The sequence below is a fragment of the Brevundimonas vesicularis genome (genome assembly GCF_027886425.1).
GTDB lineage: Bacteria > Pseudomonadota > Alphaproteobacteria > Caulobacterales > Caulobacteraceae > Brevundimonas > Brevundimonas vesicularis_C.
The window spans coordinates 1,238,064-1,252,546 of sequence record NZ_CP115671.1 but is presented as its reverse complement, the minus strand read 5'-3'; the positions used below and the strand labels follow the sequence as shown (position 1 = coordinate 1,252,546).

The window sequence follows — 14,483 nt, the reverse complement described above, 5'->3', positions numbered from 1 at the left end:
GCAGGACGCCCGCCTTGATCTCGATCAAAGCGGCGGCGAACGCCCGGCCCTATTGGACGCTTGGTCCTTGGACATTTCGTCCAACGACGTTTCGCCCAGTGGCGCGCGACCTGCGCCAAGCGCTGGAGTCGCCTGATGAGCGCCGTGCCAATCGCCCCTGTCTCTGCGGCCGCCTGGCTGAAGCAGATTGGTCGTCCGTGGAGGCGGCTGACCCTGCTGACCGGCGTGCTGACCGTTGCGGACGTCGCGCCAGCGATCGGCTTCGCGGCGGGGCTGGCTTTGACGATTTCCAGCCTGACCGTATCGCCGGCCGCCGCCGCGCCGTGGCTGGCCCTGGCTGTGTTCAGTCTGATCGCGCGCGGCCTGATCGGCCAGGCCGCCGTGATCGTCGGCGCGACGCTGGGTCGGGCGATAAAGACCGACGTCCGAGGCCGCCTGTTGTCGGACCTGTTCGGGCGAGGACGACGATCCAGCGCGCAGATGACGGCCCTGGTCGAGGGGGTCGGCGCCCTGGAGGGCTACTATTCGCGGTTTGCACCCTTGCGCCTCGCCGCAGGCGTTTCGCCCCTGCTGATCATCGCCGCCGCCGCGATCGCCAGCCCGGTGTCGGCGGGCATTCTGCTGTTCACCCTGTTCCCGTTCATCGTCGGCATGGCCCTGGCGGGCACGGCTGCGGCGGGCGAAAGCCGTCGTCAGTTTCAGGCGCTTGAGCGGCTGTCCGGCCTGTTCATCGACCGTATCCGCACCCTGCCCGCCATTCTCGCCTTCGACGCCGTGGGCCACACGACGGTGCAGATCGCCCAGGCGTCGGACGAACTGGAGCGCCGCACCGCCCGCGTCATGCGCATCGCCTTCCTGTCATCGGGCGTGCTGGAGTTCTTCTCGGCCTTGTCGGTCGCGCTGATCGCCGTCTATTGCGGCTTCAACCTGTTGCGGCTGCTGCCCTTCCCTGTTCCCGAGACGCTGGACCTGTCGCGCGCCTTCTTCGTGCTGGCCCTGGCGCCCGAAGTCTATGCGCCGTTGCGTCGCCTGGCGGCCGCCTATCATGATCGCCAGGCCGCCGAGGCTGCGGTCCCATCCCTAATCACGCCAGATCCGCGCCCGGCCCAGCGCGCGCCCATCGGCGACCTGGCGCCCGCCATCCATTTCCGCGATGTCGCCATCGCTTATGAAGGCTCAGCGACGGTCATCGACGGGTTCGACCTCGACATTGCGCCGGGCCAGATCGTGGCGGTGATGGGCGCCAGCGGCGCGGGCAAGTCCAGCCTCCTGCATCTGCTGCTCGGCCTCGCGCCTCTGACGCGCGGCGAGGTCGAGGTGGGCGGCGCGCGGCTCAGCCAGTGCGGCGACATCGCCGGGCGGGTCGCCTGGGCCAGCCAGCACCCGATCGTGACGCCTGGGACCCTGGCCGAGAACATCGCCCTGGCGGATCGCACCGCCTGCCCCGGCCGCATCGTCATGGCGGCGCGCACGGCCGGCCTGTCCGGCGATCTGGATCGCCGCATCGACGAGCGCGGCGGCGGCCTTTCGGGCGGCGAACGCCGTCGCCTGGGCCTCGCCCGCGCCATCCTGAAGCGGGCGCCGCTTCTCGTGCTCGACGAGCCGACCGCCAATCTGGATCCGGTCTCCGAACACGCCATACTGGACGTCATCCGTCAGGCCGCGCGCGGCCGCACCACCCTGATCGCCACCCACTCGCCAGCCGTCGCCGCCCTGGCCGACCGCGTGGTGACTTTATGAGAGTCACATCGCGCATCGCCGGCCTGATCGCCGCGCAGATTCAGGCCCAGCGCGCCCGGCTTCGGCTCGCCGCGGCCGGCGGCGCTGTCGTCTCGGTGGCGGCCGTCTGTCTGTTGGGGCTGTCGGGCTGGTTCATCACGGGCGCAGCCTTTGCGGGCCTGGCGGGCGCGGCGGCCGCCCAGAGCTTCAACTACATGATGCCCAGCGCCATCATCCGCCTGCTGGCCATCGTCCGCACCGGCGGGCGCTATGTTGAGCGCGTCGCGGGCCATGAGGCTGCCCTGAAGGCGCTCGCCCGCCTGCGCCCTCAACTGTTCGACGCCATCGCCACAGGCCCGGCCGAGCGCGCTCTGAACCTGTCGTCCGGCGAGGTCTCGGCCCGGCTGGTTCAGGACGTGGACGCGGTTCAGACCCTGTTCGTGCGGCGCTCGGCGCTCTGGAGCTTGGGCGCCGGCGCCGTTTCCGCCGTTCTGCTGGCCGGCCTCGCCTCCCCCTGGGCCGGCGCGGCCCTGTTCGTCGTGATGATTGCAGCCGTTCTGGGCGGCGTTCTAATCGCCCGCCGCCTCGCCGATCCCGCCGGCCGAGCGGTGCAGACCGGCGCAGGCGCGCTGAAGGATCGCCTCGCCGCCCTGGAGGCCGCCGCTCCCGAGCTGAAGGCCTACGGTCTTGACGACTGGGCGTGCTCGCAGGTCGCGCGGGTCGCCGCCGATCACGACGCGGCGCAGATCGCCCTGACTCGATCGGGCGGCTGGATGGCCGTGTGGCAGGCGGCGGCCAGCGCCCTCGCGGTCGGCGTCGTCATCCCCGCCGCCTCCTCCGCCGACCTGCCGCTGATCGCGCTGGCAGCCCTGGCGGCGGTCATGGGCGTCGAATCCGCCGCAGGGCTGGTCGTCGCCCTGCACCAGAACGGCTCCGCCGCCCAGGCCCTGTCTCGCCTCGACGCCGCCATACCCACGGCGTCCTCCCGTCACGGTCGACCGCTCAGAGGTGCGGCGCTCGGTCTCGCAAACCTTGGCGCCGAGCTGACGCCGCCCTACCGCCTCGGCGTCTTCGGTCCCTCCGGCGCTGGCAAGACGACGCTGATCGAACGCCTGATCGGGTTGCGAACGCCCCAGACCGGCGAGATGCGGCTCGGTGGATTGGACGCCGTTGTCATCGCGCCGGAGGATCGGCGCCAGCTGTTCGCCTATGCGGCCCAGGACGTCCGTCTGCTGAACGGATCCGTGCGCGAGAACCTGTTGCTTGCAGGACCTGCCGACGATGCGGCCCTGTGGGCGGCGCTGGACGACGCCGCGCTGGGCGACCGAATTCGCGCCGAATCGCTGGGGCTGGACACCCCCGTCGGACCGAACGGCGAGCAGCTATCCGGCGGAGAACGACGGCGTCTTGGCCTGGCGCGCGCCTATCTGCGCGATGCGCCCTGGCTAGTGCTTGACGAACCGACGGAAGGCCTGGACGCCGCGACGGAGGCCCAGATCCTGGGCCGCCTTCAGAACCGCCTGGCCGCGCGGGGGCAGGGCCTGATCTTGGTCAGCCACCGGGCGTCGCCGATGGCGCTCTGCAACCGCTCCATCCGGGTCGAAGGGCTGGACAGCGACGGACATCTTCGTCTGACCTGCCCCCCGGATAACATGGCCGCCTAGGATGCGCCGTTCGCCATGTCTTTCAGGCGGTCAGGGCGCTCGATCCGCAAGTCGTGCAGGGAAACGGCATGGATGACGCCGCTGGTCTTCAACTTGGTCAGCTCGCGACTGACGGTCTCGATCGTCAGTCCGAGATAGTCCGCGATCTCGGATCGGGTCATCGGCAGTCGCACGTCATTGTCGCCGGAGGGCCGCAGGGGATCGCGCAAAAGCATCGTGACCAAGAAGCTGGCCAGGCGTTCACGCGCGGTCTTGCGACCGAGCAGCAGCATCTGGTCCTGCGCCGCCGTCAGCTCATGCATCGCCCGGCTCAGCAAGGCCGCTTCCAGACTGGGCCGCTCCCGCGCCAGGGCGCGATATTCAGAGGCCCGGAAGCGACATACGGTCGTGTCCTCAATCGCCTCAGCAGAGAAGGCGTAGGTCGTCCCCGCCGTCAGTCCAATGAAATCCCCGGCGAACAGGAAACCGGTGATCTGGCGGCGACCATCGGGCAGCAGCTTGTAAATCCGGACCGCGCCCGATGTGATGTTGAAGACGTTCACGACCGGTTCGGCCTCATTGGCCAGGACGTCACCGCCCGCCAGCGTCACGCGTTCTGCGAGTGAATCCAATCGCCCAAGATCGACCTCCGACAACGCGTCGCAGACGCTGAACGCGCGCGCGCCACAGCCAGAGCAGACTGAACTGGTGGGCCGGTCGGCACAGGTCGTCGGCAGCGCGCGAACTTTCAACATGCTCGCTGTCTATCACCCCTGAAGCACGCGCGAAGCAGTCTATTTCCAACGTACCAGCTGAGAGTGCTTCAGCATTTGCATCACTCAAAGAGAAACAGCGACAATTTGCTAGTGCAAGACAGGCCGCCTGATCTGCCGGCATCGATCAGATGGGTGCTAGTCCTCGGCCTGCTGCAATCGGGCAGGAGCCTTAACGCAAACCGGCCTTTCTCAAAGTCCGCAGCGAGTCACAGGCAGCCATTTTCGTCCGCCGATCGACCAACTGATCTGCGAGGGTCCTGAAATATCTCTACGTAAAGCAATGACGCTTCAGCGAGGCCCGGGCGGCGTTTCAAGGTCGCGACTCCACATTCATCGGCCTGCGTGTCAGGGTTCGGCTGGGAGGACCGACTGATGGCGACACGCAAGACTCTCATCAGATCGCGCGCCGGCGTTCGCCTTCAACGCATCGAGCATCTGGCCCGGCAGCAGGTGGCCCAATCATCCTGGCGGCTTTCAACCCTACGCCAGAACCAACCACGCTCGTTTGCCGATGAGACGGAAGCGGAGGACGCCTTCGACATGGAGGTCATCGCTTCGCTGACCGATCCCATCATCATGGACATGCAGCGTCGCGGACTGATCGACTGACATGGCGGCCAAGCTGAAGGTCTTCACCTGGTCCGACGGCTTCCATGCCTTCACCGTCGCCACAAGCTCGCGACCCAAGGCTTTGGAGGCCTGGGGCTCAAAGCAAGATCTGTTCGCAACCGGCCTGGCCAGCCAGCTTTCCGGCGGACCGGATTACGAGGCCGCCCTAGCCTCTCCTGGCGAGGTCGTCGAGCGCGGGCTTGCGATCGATGTCGGCAAGATCGGAAAGGCGAAACCCGCCAAACCTCGGGGACCATCCAAGGCGAAGGCCGCCAAAATCGAAAAGCTGCAGGCGGCGCTGGCCGATCTGGATCAACGCCATCAGGCGGTAAGGACTGATTTCGAAGAACAACAGGCCACGCTGAATCAGGCGCGTCAGGAGGCGGAGACGACCTATGAGGCGGAGCGCAAATCCCTGGCTGCGGCTCTGAAAAAGGCCAAAGCCTGATGTGCAACCTGTACCGCCAACGCTCCGGCCCCCAAGCCATATTGGATGCGGCGAACGCCATGCGATCGACCGTCGGAAACCTCGCGCCGGGCGACGTCTATCCCGACTATCCCGCGCCGATCGTGCGCTGGGAGGGCGCAGAGCGCATTCTGGCTTCGGCGCGCTGGGGCATGCCGTCATCCCAGAAGATGATCTTCGACAATGCGACGAAACGTGCCGACAAGCTAAGGGCCAAAGGCGGCGAGGTCGACTTTCAGAAAGTCCTCGAGTTCGAACCCGACAGCGGCACGACCAACGTCCGCAACACCAGCTCCGGCCATTGGCGCCCATATCTGTCGCCGGCGTCGCGCTGTCTGGTCCCCTTCACGGCCTTCAGCGAGCCGGGCCGGAACGCGGCCGGAAAATACCGACCCGTCTGGTTCAAGCTCGCGGGAGACGAGCCCGAGCCCCTGGCCTTTTTCGCCGGAATTCACCTTCAGGCCCACACAAGCGTGCGCAAGATCAAGACCGGCATGGAGACGATCGACGTCTTCGCCTTCCTGACGACCGAACCCAACGCGGAGGTCGGCGCCGTTCACCCCAAGGCCATGCCGGTGATCCTGACGCAGTCCGACGAGATCGAGGCGTGGATGACGGAGCCGTGGGAGACGGCCAAGGCGCTGCAGCGCCCGCTGCCCGACGGCGCTTTGTCAGTTATCGACGCCTAGGCCACGTAAAGCCTCTGATAGTTGTTTAAAGACGATCCGGTCCCGTCCTGGCGGTCAACACAAGTTCTGCGGTCAACGGATCAGGCGAAAGGCCCCAGCGCGCGAGCGCCGCGTCGAACACGGTCGGATCGGCCGCCACGGCGGCGAATAGCGTCATCGATGATCGGAATTTGAGATCGTCGGGCGATCCGAACAGCTGAAGCACCGACGCCGCCGGCGCCGTGGTCGCGGTTTGGGCTGCGCGGATGAGACGCGCCCCTAGAACGGGATGCAGCAGATAGGCCTGCGCCTCCGCGAGCGATCCGATGCCATAGAAGGCGGCTGTCGAAGACCGTCCCAGCGACCGGGCCTGGGGGAAGACAAACCACATCCAGTGGCTTGTCTTGCGACCCGCCGCGAGCTCGGCCATCGCCGTTTCGAACACGGGGTCTTGAGCTAGGACGAAACGGTCGAGTCCTGTGGTCATTCGGCCGTCTCGCCCAGACTGGCGAACCAGTCTGCATAGGTAGTGTTTTGCACCATGTGTCGATTGAGATCCGGCGAGCCGTCGGTCCACCACACAGGGCCCCGCTCACCCAACCCCACCTTGGCCTTGTCGACGCTGCGCCGCGCTGCGGCCAAAGCGTCCGTATCCTCAGCCGCCAAGGCCGTCCGCACCGCCCGGCGCGCCGACATCAGATCATACGCCAGTTCGTCCCTCGCCTCCGCCGACAGAGCAGGATTGGAGCACCGCCACAGCCGGCCTCGAACCACGAAATAGCGGCCGTCGGGGGTGGTGGGGTATCGGAGGGGCTGCGTCATCGTGGGGCTAACGCGCCGCGCCCGGGATGGTACCGACCAAAGGGCGATCTACAAGAGCAGGCGCAAGGCTAAGTGCCTTGGCGCAAACTGCGGATTCGACAGAAACCCCTCGAACCGAGATGCCTCATCTCCGTCAAATCTTGGAAAACCTGTGGCGAAGGTTCGAGATCGTTACGAGGAGAACAAAATAGCACCTCGCACGTATTCCCTTCGTACCTTTTGGGTACGACAGCGCTTGCTGAGCTGCACACCTACTGTCAGAATGTGTAGCGCCCCAAACATTCGACGTGGTGCTGAATAACGCTTTATTTCGTCATGGATCCAAGACGCCCTCAAGGTTCTGCCGTACGAGAGGAGCGTAGATATAAAACCGCGCGTAACGTTAGCATAAAGAATCGGCCTCTCGTGTAATCGCCTGACATTCAAAGCTAAAGAGAGCTGGGCTCGTTATAAGGTATAAAGAGATATGTTTACATATTTTTGAGAAGAACTAAAACTGAGCTCAATTAAATGAGGTTAGCGATCCAACATATTAGCTGGACGACAGCATCGTGGTGCATCTGGACAATCGGGATGAGCGCGAACTGCTGATCGAGATGGACCCGGCGACCTTTCACTTCACCGACCACTATCGCGATCATCCCATCGTCCTGGCGCGCATCGCCACGGTCGATCCGGTCTGGCTGAAGGCGGCGCTTGAGAAGCGATGGCGTCGGATCGCGCCGAAAAAGCTGTCCAAGGCGCATCCGGACCTTACCGGAGCGGGGTCGGGCGCCTAACTACGCCCCTCAAGCGGACCCAGCCCAAGGAGCGCCCCATGGCTTACGGCGACCAACCCACGATCACCGTCGACGGTATCGAAATCCCCCTGCTCGGCTTCGGCACCTGGCAGCTGGAGCCCGAAGATGCGCGGCGCATGGTCGCTGAGGCCCTGCGGATCGGATACCGCCACATCGACACGGCCTGGATCTACAAGAACGAGAAGGCGGTCGGCGAAGGCATCCGGGACTCCGGCGTGGCGCGCGAGGACATCTTCCTGACCACCAAGATCTGGGTCGAACATTTCACCCACGACGCCTTGCTGAAACAGGCCCAGGAATCGGCCGACAGCCTGGGCACGACGCCGGACCTGCTGCTGCTGCACTGGCCCAAGACGACGCCGACGTTCGAAGAGACGCTGGGCGCCCTGAACGAGGCCAAGGACCAGGGCCTGACCAAGTCGATCGGCCTGTCCAACTTCCCCTCCAAGGAGTTCCGTCAGGCGCAGAGCCTGTCCAAGGCGCGGCTGCTGACCGATCAGGTCGAACATCACCCCTATCTGGGCGTCGACCAGCTGGTGGCGACGGCGGCCGAGTTGGGGTCGTCGATCACCGCCTGGTCGCCGCTGGCGCAAGGCAAGATCGCCGACGATGCAACGATCAGCGAGATCGCCGGCGCGCACGGCAAGACCAACGGCCAGATCACCCTTCGTTGGCTGATCCAGCACGGGATCATCGCCATCCCGCGCACCAGCAAGGAAAGCCGCGCGCGCGAGAACTTCGACATCTTCGACTTCGCCCTGACGGATGAGGAGATGCAGCGAATGGACGCCCTGGATCGCGGCGAACGACTGGGCGACTGGCTGGACCCGGCGTTCGAATGGGACAAGACGGCCGCCTGACAACGGCTATGACGAGACGGGACTGTCTGTGCGAGCGAACGCCGCGTGACAGTTCCGCCTCCGCCCTTTAGGCGAAGACATGGCCTACAAATCCCTGCGTGACTTCATCGACCAGCTGGAAGCCAAGGGCGAGCTGGTGCGGGTGTCCGAACCCGTCTCCACCGTGCTGGAGATGACCGAGATCCAGACCCGGCTGCTGAGGAACGGCGGACCGGCGGTGCTGTTCGAAAAGCCGGTGATGCCGGACGGCACGATCAGCCCCATCCCCTGCATGGCCAATCTGTTCGGCACGGTGAAACGGGTCGCCATGGGGGTGACGCTGGAGGGCAAGGACCGGACGACGGCGGGCGAACTTCGCGAGGTCGGGGAGTTGCTGGCCTTCCTGCGCAATCCGACGCCGCCGCGCGGGCTGGGCGACGCGATGGAGATGCTGCCGCTGATGCAGACCGTCCTGTCGATGCGGCCCAAGACGGTGAAGAAGGCGCCGGTGCAGGATGTGGTGCTGAAAGGCGATCAGATCGACCTGACCGCCCTGCCCGTCCAGTCTTGCTGGCCCGGCGAACCGGCGCCCCTGATCACCTGGGGCCTGGTCGTGACCAAGGGGCCGTCGGACGACCGCGAGGACGACTTCAACCTGGGCATCTACCGGATGCAGGTTCTGGGCAAGGACAAGGCCATCATGCGCTGGCTGGCGCACCGGGGCGGGGCGCAACACTATGCCCGGCACAAGAAGGCGCGGCCCAAGGAGCCCCTGCCCTGCGCCGTGGTGCTGGGCGCCGATCCGGGCACCATTCTGGCGGCGGTGACGCCGGTGCCGGACACCCTGTCGGAATATCAGTTCGCCGGCCTGATGCGGGGCGCCAAGGCCGAGCTTGTGCCTTGTAAGACCGTGCCGCTGATGGTGCCGGCACAGGCCGAGATCGTGCTGGAGGGCCATGTCCTGCTGGACGAGTTCGAGGACGAAGGCCCGTACGGCGACCACACCGGCTATTACAACTCGGTCGAGAAGTTCCCGGTCTTCAAGGTCAGCGCCATCACCATGCGCCGCGACCCGATCTATCTGACCACCTTCACCGGCCGGCCGCCGGACGAGCCGAGCGTGTTGGGCGAGGCGCTGAACGAGGTCTTCATTCCCCTGCTGCGCCAGCAGTTTCCGGAGATCACGGACTTCTGGCTGCCGCCCGAGGGCTGCAGCTACCGGATCGCGGTGGTGTCGATGAAGAAGGCCTATCCGGGCCACGCCAAGCGCGTGATGCTGGGCGTCTGGAGCTATCTGCGCCAGTTCATGTACACCAAATGGGTCATCGTCGTGGACGACGACATCGACGCCCGCGACTGGAAGGACGTCATGTGGGCCATCTCGACCAAGATGGACCCGGCGCGCGACATCACCGTGATCGAGTCGACGCCCATCGACTATCTGGACTTCGCCAGCCCCGAGAGCGGCCTGGGCTCCAAGATCGGCCTGGACGCCACCGACAAATGGCCGCCCGAAACCAAGCGCGAATGGGGCGAGGAGATTCGGATGGACGAGGCGGTCGTCGAGCGGGTCAACGACCTGTGGGGCCGTCTCGGCCTGCCGGGTGACGGAACACCGATCTGGAAGTAGGACCGCTGCTGCGGTCTTGCGCCGGCTGGATGCATAGTTGAGGAACAGGGCATGCAAAGCGTCCTTCTGACTACTGCCGCTGTTTTTCTGTTGTCCGCGAGTTCAGTGATGTCCCAGACCCCCTCCGCCTCCGTTCCGAATGCAGCGCCGTGGGATCAAGCCTTCTTGCCGCCCGCCCCCGCCTGGGACGGTGCGTCCAAGGCGCTGCTGCGCGATGCGTCTGATCCGTGGGTCACGGCGTTCGAGGCCGATCCGGGCCATGACTTCAGCCCCAACTATGTCGACACCCGCGCCTGGTTCGATCGTCTGGACGCCGCCAGCGATCTGATCCGCATTGAGCAGTTCGGCGTCTCGCCCGAGGGCCGACCCATCTATGCGGTGATCGCGTCCAAGGATGGCGCGACGTTCGATCCGGCCAAGCCGGTGCTGATGATCCAGGCCGGCATCCACCCCGGCGAGATCGACGGCAAGGACGCGGGCATGATGCTGCTGCGCGACATCGCCTTCTATGGAAAGGACGCCCTGCTGGACCGGGTCAACCTGATCCTGATCCCGATCCTGAGCGTGGACGGCCATGAGCGTTCCGGCCCCTATTCCCGGCCGAACCAACGGGGCCCCCGCATACAAGGCTGGCGCAATACGGCGACCAACCAGAACCTGAACCGCGACTATCTGAAGCTGGATCAGCCCGAGATGCGGGCAGTGCGCGGCCTGATCCTGAAATACCGGCCGGACCTGTATGTGGACGTCCACGTCACCGACGGCATGGATTACCAGTACGACGTCACCTACGGCTTCAACGGCGAGGACGGATCATTCAGCCGCTCGCCCAACGGCTCGGCCTGGCTGGATTCGATCTTCAAGCCGGCCATGAATGCGGCGCTGGAGCGTGAGGGTCACATCCCCGGCGAACTGGTGTTCGGCATCGACGACGACGAGCCGAAGAAGGGCCTGTCGGACGGCGGCCTGGGCGAGCGGTTCTCGAACGGCTGGGGTTCGGCGGCGCACGTGCCGACGATCCTGATCGAGAACCACAGCCTGAAGCCGCATGAGCAGCGGGTGCTGGGCACATACGTCTTCATCGAAGAGGCGATGCGTCTGCTGGCCGATCAGGGCGCGGGTCTTCGCGCCGCAACGGATCAGGACAAGGCCCTGCGCCCAGCCCAGATCCCCGCCAACTTCGAGGCCGACGAGACGCCGTCGTCCACCCGGCCCTTCAAGGGCATGCTGTACGAGATGTATGACAGTCCCGCCTCGGGTCGGAAGGAAATCCGCTGGCTGGGCCAACCTGATCCCGACCTGTGGCAAATGCCCTTCTATGGCTCCAAGCCGACGCTGAGCCTGAAGCGGCCGACGGCCTACTGGGTGCCGGGCTATCGCACCGACATCATCGAGCGGCTGAAAACGCACGGGATCGAAATAGAGACGGTCGAGGCTGCGCGCACCGTGAACCTTTCGATGCTGCGCCTGGTCGAGCCCAAGCTGGCGAACCGCACCAACGAAGGTCACGTGCAGGCTTCGGTGAAGACGGTGGAGGTCGAGAAGCGCGACTGGACGTATCCGACCGGCTCGGTGCGCGTGCCGACGGATCAGCCGCTGGGCGACATCGTCGTGCTGCTGCTGGAGCCGCAATCCAGCGAGAGCTTCTTCGCCTGGGGCATGTTCCCCGAGGTGATGAGCCGCATCGAATATATCGAGGCCTACGCCATCGCGCCGCTGGCGGACAAGATGATGGCGGCGGACCCGGCGTTGAAGGCCGAGTTTGAGGCCAAGGTGGCGGCCGACGCCACGTTCGCCGCCGATCCGCAGGCGCGGCTGGCCTGGTTCTATGAACGCACGCCCTTCTATGACGACCACTATCTGCTCTACCCCGTCGGGCGTGAGGACTGATCGATGACCACGCCGCTGATGTACGCCGTTCAGGCCGCCGCCCTGTGGAGCGGCCTGCTGATCCTGATGATGCTGGTCTTGTCGGGCATCGTGGTCAGCGGGCGGCGCAAACATATGGTGTCGTTCGGCGACGGCGGAAACGCGGATTTGATGGCCGCCAGCCGCGCCTTCGGCAATCTGGTGGAATATGCGACGCCCGGCATGATCGCCATGCTGCTGCTGGCCGCCGTCGGCGCGCCGGCCTGGATGGTTCACGGTGTCGGCGCGACGCTGTTCGTCGGCCGGGTCGCCCATGCCCTGGGCCTTTTGCTGCAGACCGGGCCGTCGCTGGGCCGCGTCGTCGGCATGCTGCTGACTTGGGTGGCGCTGCTGACGGCGGCTGTGGGCCTGATCGCCTTCGCCGTCGTCTGACGCGGTTGCGGTGCAGCGGGGCGTCCGCCATATCGGGGCATGACTGAAACCCTGGCTGCGCCCGTTTCCACCGATCTTCTCAACGACATCGTCAAGGCTGCGCTGAAGGCCGGCGCCGACGCCGCAGAGGCGGTCAGCGCTGATCGCCGATCCCTGTCGGTCGGGGTGCGCAACGGCAAGCTGGAAGACGTCGAACGTGAGGAATCGCGCGACCTGGGCCTGCGCGTGTTCGTGGGCCAAAGGCAGGCGTCGGTCTCGGCCTCGGACCTTTCGCCCGCGACCCAGGCGCGCTTGGTAGAGCGGGCGGTGGCCATGGCGCGCTTGGCGCCGAAAGATCCCCACGCCGGTTTCGCGCCCGAGGATCGGCTGGCGCGCGGGCCGTTCATCGATCTGGACCTGTTCGATCCCAGCGAACGCAGCGCCCAAACTCTGGAACAGGTCTCGGCCGAGGCTGAGGCGGCGGCCCTGGCGGTCCCTGGCGTGGCGCGGTCGGAAGGCGGACACGCGGGCTGGTCGTCCAGCCGTTGGCGGCTGGTGACCTCTCACGGGTTCGACGGCGCCTATGAAGGGTCGGCCTTCTCGCTGGGCGTCGGCGTCATCGCCGAAAAGGACGGCGCGATGGAGCGCGGCGGCGAGAGCCGTTCGACTCGCCACCTGTCCGACCTGCCGGGCGCCGACCTGATCGGGCGCACCGCCGGCGAGCGCGCCGTGGCTCGCGTGGGGCCGCGCAAGATCGCTTCGACCACCGCCCCCGTGATCTTCGACAACCGGATGGCGGGCCAGATCGTGTCGCCGGCCATCGGCGCCATTTCCGGCCCGTCGATCGCGCGCGGCACCTCCTTCCTGAAGGAACGGCTGGGCCAGCGCGTGTTCGCCGAGGGCGTCACCCTGATCGACGATCCGTTCCGCCCCCGCGGCATGGGATCGACCCCGTTCGACGACGAAGGCGCAATGGTTCAGAAGCGCGCCCTGTTCGACGACGGCGTCCTGACCACCTGGTTACTGAACAGCGCCTCGGCCCGACAACTGGGCCTGGAAACCACCGGCCATGCGTCAAGGGGGCTGGCCGGGCCATCCGGGGTCTCGACTCACAATCTGCATATGGAACCGGGCGAGCGGGATCTGGCGGGCCTGATCGCGGATGCCGACACCGGCCTGTTGGTGACGTCGATGTTCGGCCCGTCGCTGAACGGCAATACAGGCGACTGGTCCGCCGGGGTGTCGGGCTTCTGGTTCGAGAACGGCGTGATCGCCTATCCGGTCAGCGAGGTCACGGTCGCGGGAAAGCTGACCGACCTCTATCTACGCATCCAGCGCGGTTCGGATCTGGAGTTCCGGGGCGGGTTCAACGTGCCCAGCCTGATGTTCGATGCGGTGGCCATCGCGGGCAAATGATCGACTTGCACGCCGACCTCGACCTGATCCGCCAGGCGGCCATCGACGCCGGGGCGCTGGCCATCGCCGAGCGTAAAGCGGGACTGAAGATCGAATCCAAGGTCGGCGGTTCGCCCGTCACCAGCGGCGACCTGAAGGTCGACGCCATGCTGAAGGACAGGCTGCTGTCGGCGCGGCCTGACTATGGATGGCTGTCGGAAGAGACGGCGGATACGGCCGAGCGTCTGTCGAAACGACGCATCTTCGTGGTCGATCCCATCGACGGCACCGTCGCCTACATGAAGCGGACGCCGTGGTGGTGCGTGCCCATCGCCGTGGTCGAGGACGGCGAGGTCGTCGCCGCCGTCATTCATGCGCCCGAGGTGGACGAGACCTATGTGGCGACGCGCGGCGGCGGGGCGCGACGTAACGGCAAACCCATCCACGCCTCGGATGTCGATACGCTGGAGGACGCCTCGATCCTGGGCGATGCGCGACTGATCGAAGCGCCCTATTTCGACGAAGAACCCTGGCCGTCGATGCGGTTCGAGAAACGCAACGCCCTGGCCTATCGGATGGCGCTGGTCGCCGCCGGCGCCTTCGACGCCGCCTTGGCCCTGACGCCGAAATGGGATTGGGACGTCGCTGCGGGCTGGCTGATCGCGACGGAAGCCGGTGCCAGGGTCAGCGATCACCACGGGCGGCCGTGGGCCTTCAACCGGCCCGATCCGCGTCAGACTAGCCTGGTCTGCGCGGCGCCGATCATCCAGCCGATGATCGTGCGGCGCTGTAAAAACGTGCCGCTTTCGACCTAAGGCGAGGGCGGAAAAACCCCG

General features: G+C 66.1%; 15 protein-coding genes. 12 read left to right on the top strand and 3 right to left on the bottom strand.

Translation table 11 applies throughout. The features are described from left to right. The first annotated feature begins 135 nt into the window (after positions 1-135). Positions 136-1,740, top strand: coding sequence for a thiol reductant ABC exporter subunit CydD (gene cydD / locus PFY01_RS06255; protein ID WP_271042826.1), 1,605 nt, complete (start codon positions 136-138; stop codon positions 1,738-1,740). Beyond that, positions 1,737-3,383 (top strand): amino acid ABC transporter ATP-binding/permease protein, encoded by a 1,647-nt coding sequence (locus tag PFY01_RS06250; RefSeq protein ID WP_271042825.1) that lies wholly within the window; start codon positions 1,737-1,739, stop codon positions 3,381-3,383. Before cydD ends, PFY01_RS06250 begins: the two co-directional genes overlap by 4 nt. Here PFY01_RS06250 and PFY01_RS06245 read toward each other — a convergent pair. Then, positions 3,380-3,994, bottom strand: coding sequence for a helix-turn-helix domain-containing protein (locus PFY01_RS06245; RefSeq protein WP_271042824.1), 615 nt, complete (start codon positions 3,992-3,994; stop codon positions 3,380-3,382). The genes PFY01_RS06250 and PFY01_RS06245 overlap by 4 nt on opposite strands. A 516-nt stretch (positions 3,995-4,510) precedes the next feature. Here PFY01_RS06245 and PFY01_RS06240 point away from each other — a divergent pair. From PFY01_RS06240 to PFY01_RS06230, 3 genes are read left to right on the top strand one after another with little or no spacing between them, the layout of a single operon-like run. After that, entirely contained in the window at positions 4,511-4,747 is a 237-nt protein-coding gene (locus PFY01_RS06240; protein WP_271042823.1) for a hypothetical protein, read from the top strand. Position 4,748: 1 nt separating this feature from the next. After that, on the top strand, positions 4,749-5,195 hold the full coding sequence (locus PFY01_RS06235; RefSeq protein WP_271042822.1) for a hypothetical protein: 447 nt from the start codon (positions 4,749-4,751) through the stop codon (positions 5,193-5,195). Further along, positions 5,195-5,902, top strand: a complete 708-nt coding sequence (locus PFY01_RS06230; RefSeq protein WP_271042821.1) for an SOS response-associated peptidase — start codon at positions 5,195-5,197, stop codon at positions 5,900-5,902. The genes PFY01_RS06235 and PFY01_RS06230 overlap by 1 nt, the downstream gene beginning before the upstream one ends. 25 nt (positions 5,903-5,927) lie before the next feature. Here the strand turns inward: PFY01_RS06230 and PFY01_RS06225 are convergent, their stop codons facing one another. Both PFY01_RS06225 and PFY01_RS06220 read right to left on the bottom strand, forming a co-directional pair. Continuing rightward, entirely contained in the window at positions 5,928-6,368 is a 441-nt protein-coding gene (locus PFY01_RS06225) for a DUF1810 domain-containing protein (protein WP_271042820.1), read from the bottom strand. Then, entirely contained in the window at positions 6,365-6,703 is a 339-nt protein-coding gene (locus PFY01_RS06220) for a hypothetical protein (protein ID WP_271042819.1), read from the bottom strand. Before PFY01_RS06220 ends, PFY01_RS06225 begins: the two co-directional genes overlap by 4 nt. Positions 6,704-7,254: 551 nt before the next feature. Between PFY01_RS06220 and PFY01_RS06215 the strand changes: the two genes are divergently transcribed. The 7 genes from PFY01_RS06215 to PFY01_RS06185 all read left to right on the top strand — a co-directional run bounded on the left by PFY01_RS06215 (position 7,255) and on the right by PFY01_RS06185 (position 14,462). Further along, positions 7,255-7,482, top strand: coding sequence for a hypothetical protein (locus PFY01_RS06215; RefSeq protein WP_271042818.1), 228 nt, complete (start codon positions 7,255-7,257; stop codon positions 7,480-7,482). 38 nt (positions 7,483-7,520) lie between these two features. Further along, positions 7,521-8,363, top strand: a complete 843-nt coding sequence (locus PFY01_RS06210) for an aldo/keto reductase (RefSeq protein WP_271042817.1) — start codon at positions 7,521-7,523, stop codon at positions 8,361-8,363. Between the two features lie 79 nt (positions 8,364-8,442). Beyond that, positions 8,443-9,972 (top strand): UbiD family decarboxylase, encoded by a 1,530-nt coding sequence (locus PFY01_RS06205; protein ID WP_271042816.1) that lies wholly within the window; start codon positions 8,443-8,445, stop codon positions 9,970-9,972. 108 nt (positions 9,973-10,080) lie between these two features. Next, positions 10,081-11,862 (top strand): M14 family metallopeptidase, encoded by a 1,782-nt coding sequence (locus PFY01_RS06200; protein WP_271042815.1) that lies wholly within the window; start codon positions 10,081-10,083, stop codon positions 11,860-11,862. Between the two features lie 3 nt (positions 11,863-11,865). Then, the gene (locus PFY01_RS06195; RefSeq protein WP_017505339.1) at positions 11,866-12,273 is read left to right on the top strand and encodes an MAPEG family protein; all 408 of its coding nucleotides are present in this window, start codon (positions 11,866-11,868) and stop codon (positions 12,271-12,273) included. A gap of 39 nt (positions 12,274-12,312) precedes the next feature. Continuing rightward, positions 12,313-13,668 (top strand): TldD/PmbA family protein, encoded by a 1,356-nt coding sequence (locus PFY01_RS06190; protein ID WP_271042814.1) that lies wholly within the window; start codon positions 12,313-12,315, stop codon positions 13,666-13,668. Continuing rightward, positions 13,665-14,462, top strand: coding sequence for a 3'(2'),5'-bisphosphate nucleotidase CysQ (locus tag PFY01_RS06185; protein ID WP_091748075.1), 798 nt, complete (start codon positions 13,665-13,667; stop codon positions 14,460-14,462). Before PFY01_RS06190 ends, PFY01_RS06185 begins: the two co-directional genes overlap by 4 nt. Positions 14,463-14,483 lie beyond the last annotated feature (21 nt).

What these genes read in the sequence shown, in the direction of transcription:
- PFY01_RS06250 (WP_271042825.1), top strand. Translation starts at nt 1,737, where the DNA reads ATGAGAGTCACATCGCGCATCGCCGGCCTGATCGCCGCGCAGATTCAG.
- PFY01_RS06220 (WP_271042819.1), bottom strand. Translation starts at nt 6,703, where the DNA reads ATGACGCAGCCCCTCCGATACCCCACCACCCCCGACGGCCGCTATTTC.
- PFY01_RS06210 (WP_271042817.1), top strand. Translation starts at nt 7,521, where the DNA reads ATGGCTTACGGCGACCAACCCACGATCACCGTCGACGGTATCGAAATC.
- PFY01_RS06240 (WP_271042823.1), top strand. Translation starts at nt 4,511, where the DNA reads ATGGCGACACGCAAGACTCTCATCAGATCGCGCGCCGGCGTTCGCCTT.
- PFY01_RS06200 (WP_271042815.1), top strand. Translation starts at nt 10,081, where the DNA reads ATGTCCCAGACCCCCTCCGCCTCCGTTCCGAATGCAGCGCCGTGGGAT.
- PFY01_RS06185 (WP_091748075.1), top strand. Translation starts at nt 13,665, where the DNA reads ATGATCGACTTGCACGCCGACCTCGACCTGATCCGCCAGGCGGCCATC.
- PFY01_RS06235 (WP_271042822.1), top strand. Translation starts at nt 4,749, where the DNA reads ATGGCGGCCAAGCTGAAGGTCTTCACCTGGTCCGACGGCTTCCATGCC.
- PFY01_RS06195 (WP_017505339.1), top strand. Translation starts at nt 11,866, where the DNA reads ATGACCACGCCGCTGATGTACGCCGTTCAGGCCGCCGCCCTGTGGAGC.
- PFY01_RS06230 (WP_271042821.1), top strand. Translation starts at nt 5,195, where the DNA reads ATGTGCAACCTGTACCGCCAACGCTCCGGCCCCCAAGCCATATTGGAT.
- PFY01_RS06190 (WP_271042814.1), top strand. Translation starts at nt 12,313, where the DNA reads ATGACTGAAACCCTGGCTGCGCCCGTTTCCACCGATCTTCTCAACGAC.
- PFY01_RS06205 (WP_271042816.1), top strand. Translation starts at nt 8,443, where the DNA reads ATGGCCTACAAATCCCTGCGTGACTTCATCGACCAGCTGGAAGCCAAG.
- PFY01_RS06225 (WP_271042820.1), bottom strand. Translation starts at nt 6,368, where the DNA reads ATGACCACAGGACTCGACCGTTTCGTCCTAGCTCAAGACCCCGTGTTC.
- cydD (WP_271042826.1), top strand. Translation starts at nt 136, where the DNA reads ATGAGCGCCGTGCCAATCGCCCCTGTCTCTGCGGCCGCCTGGCTGAAG.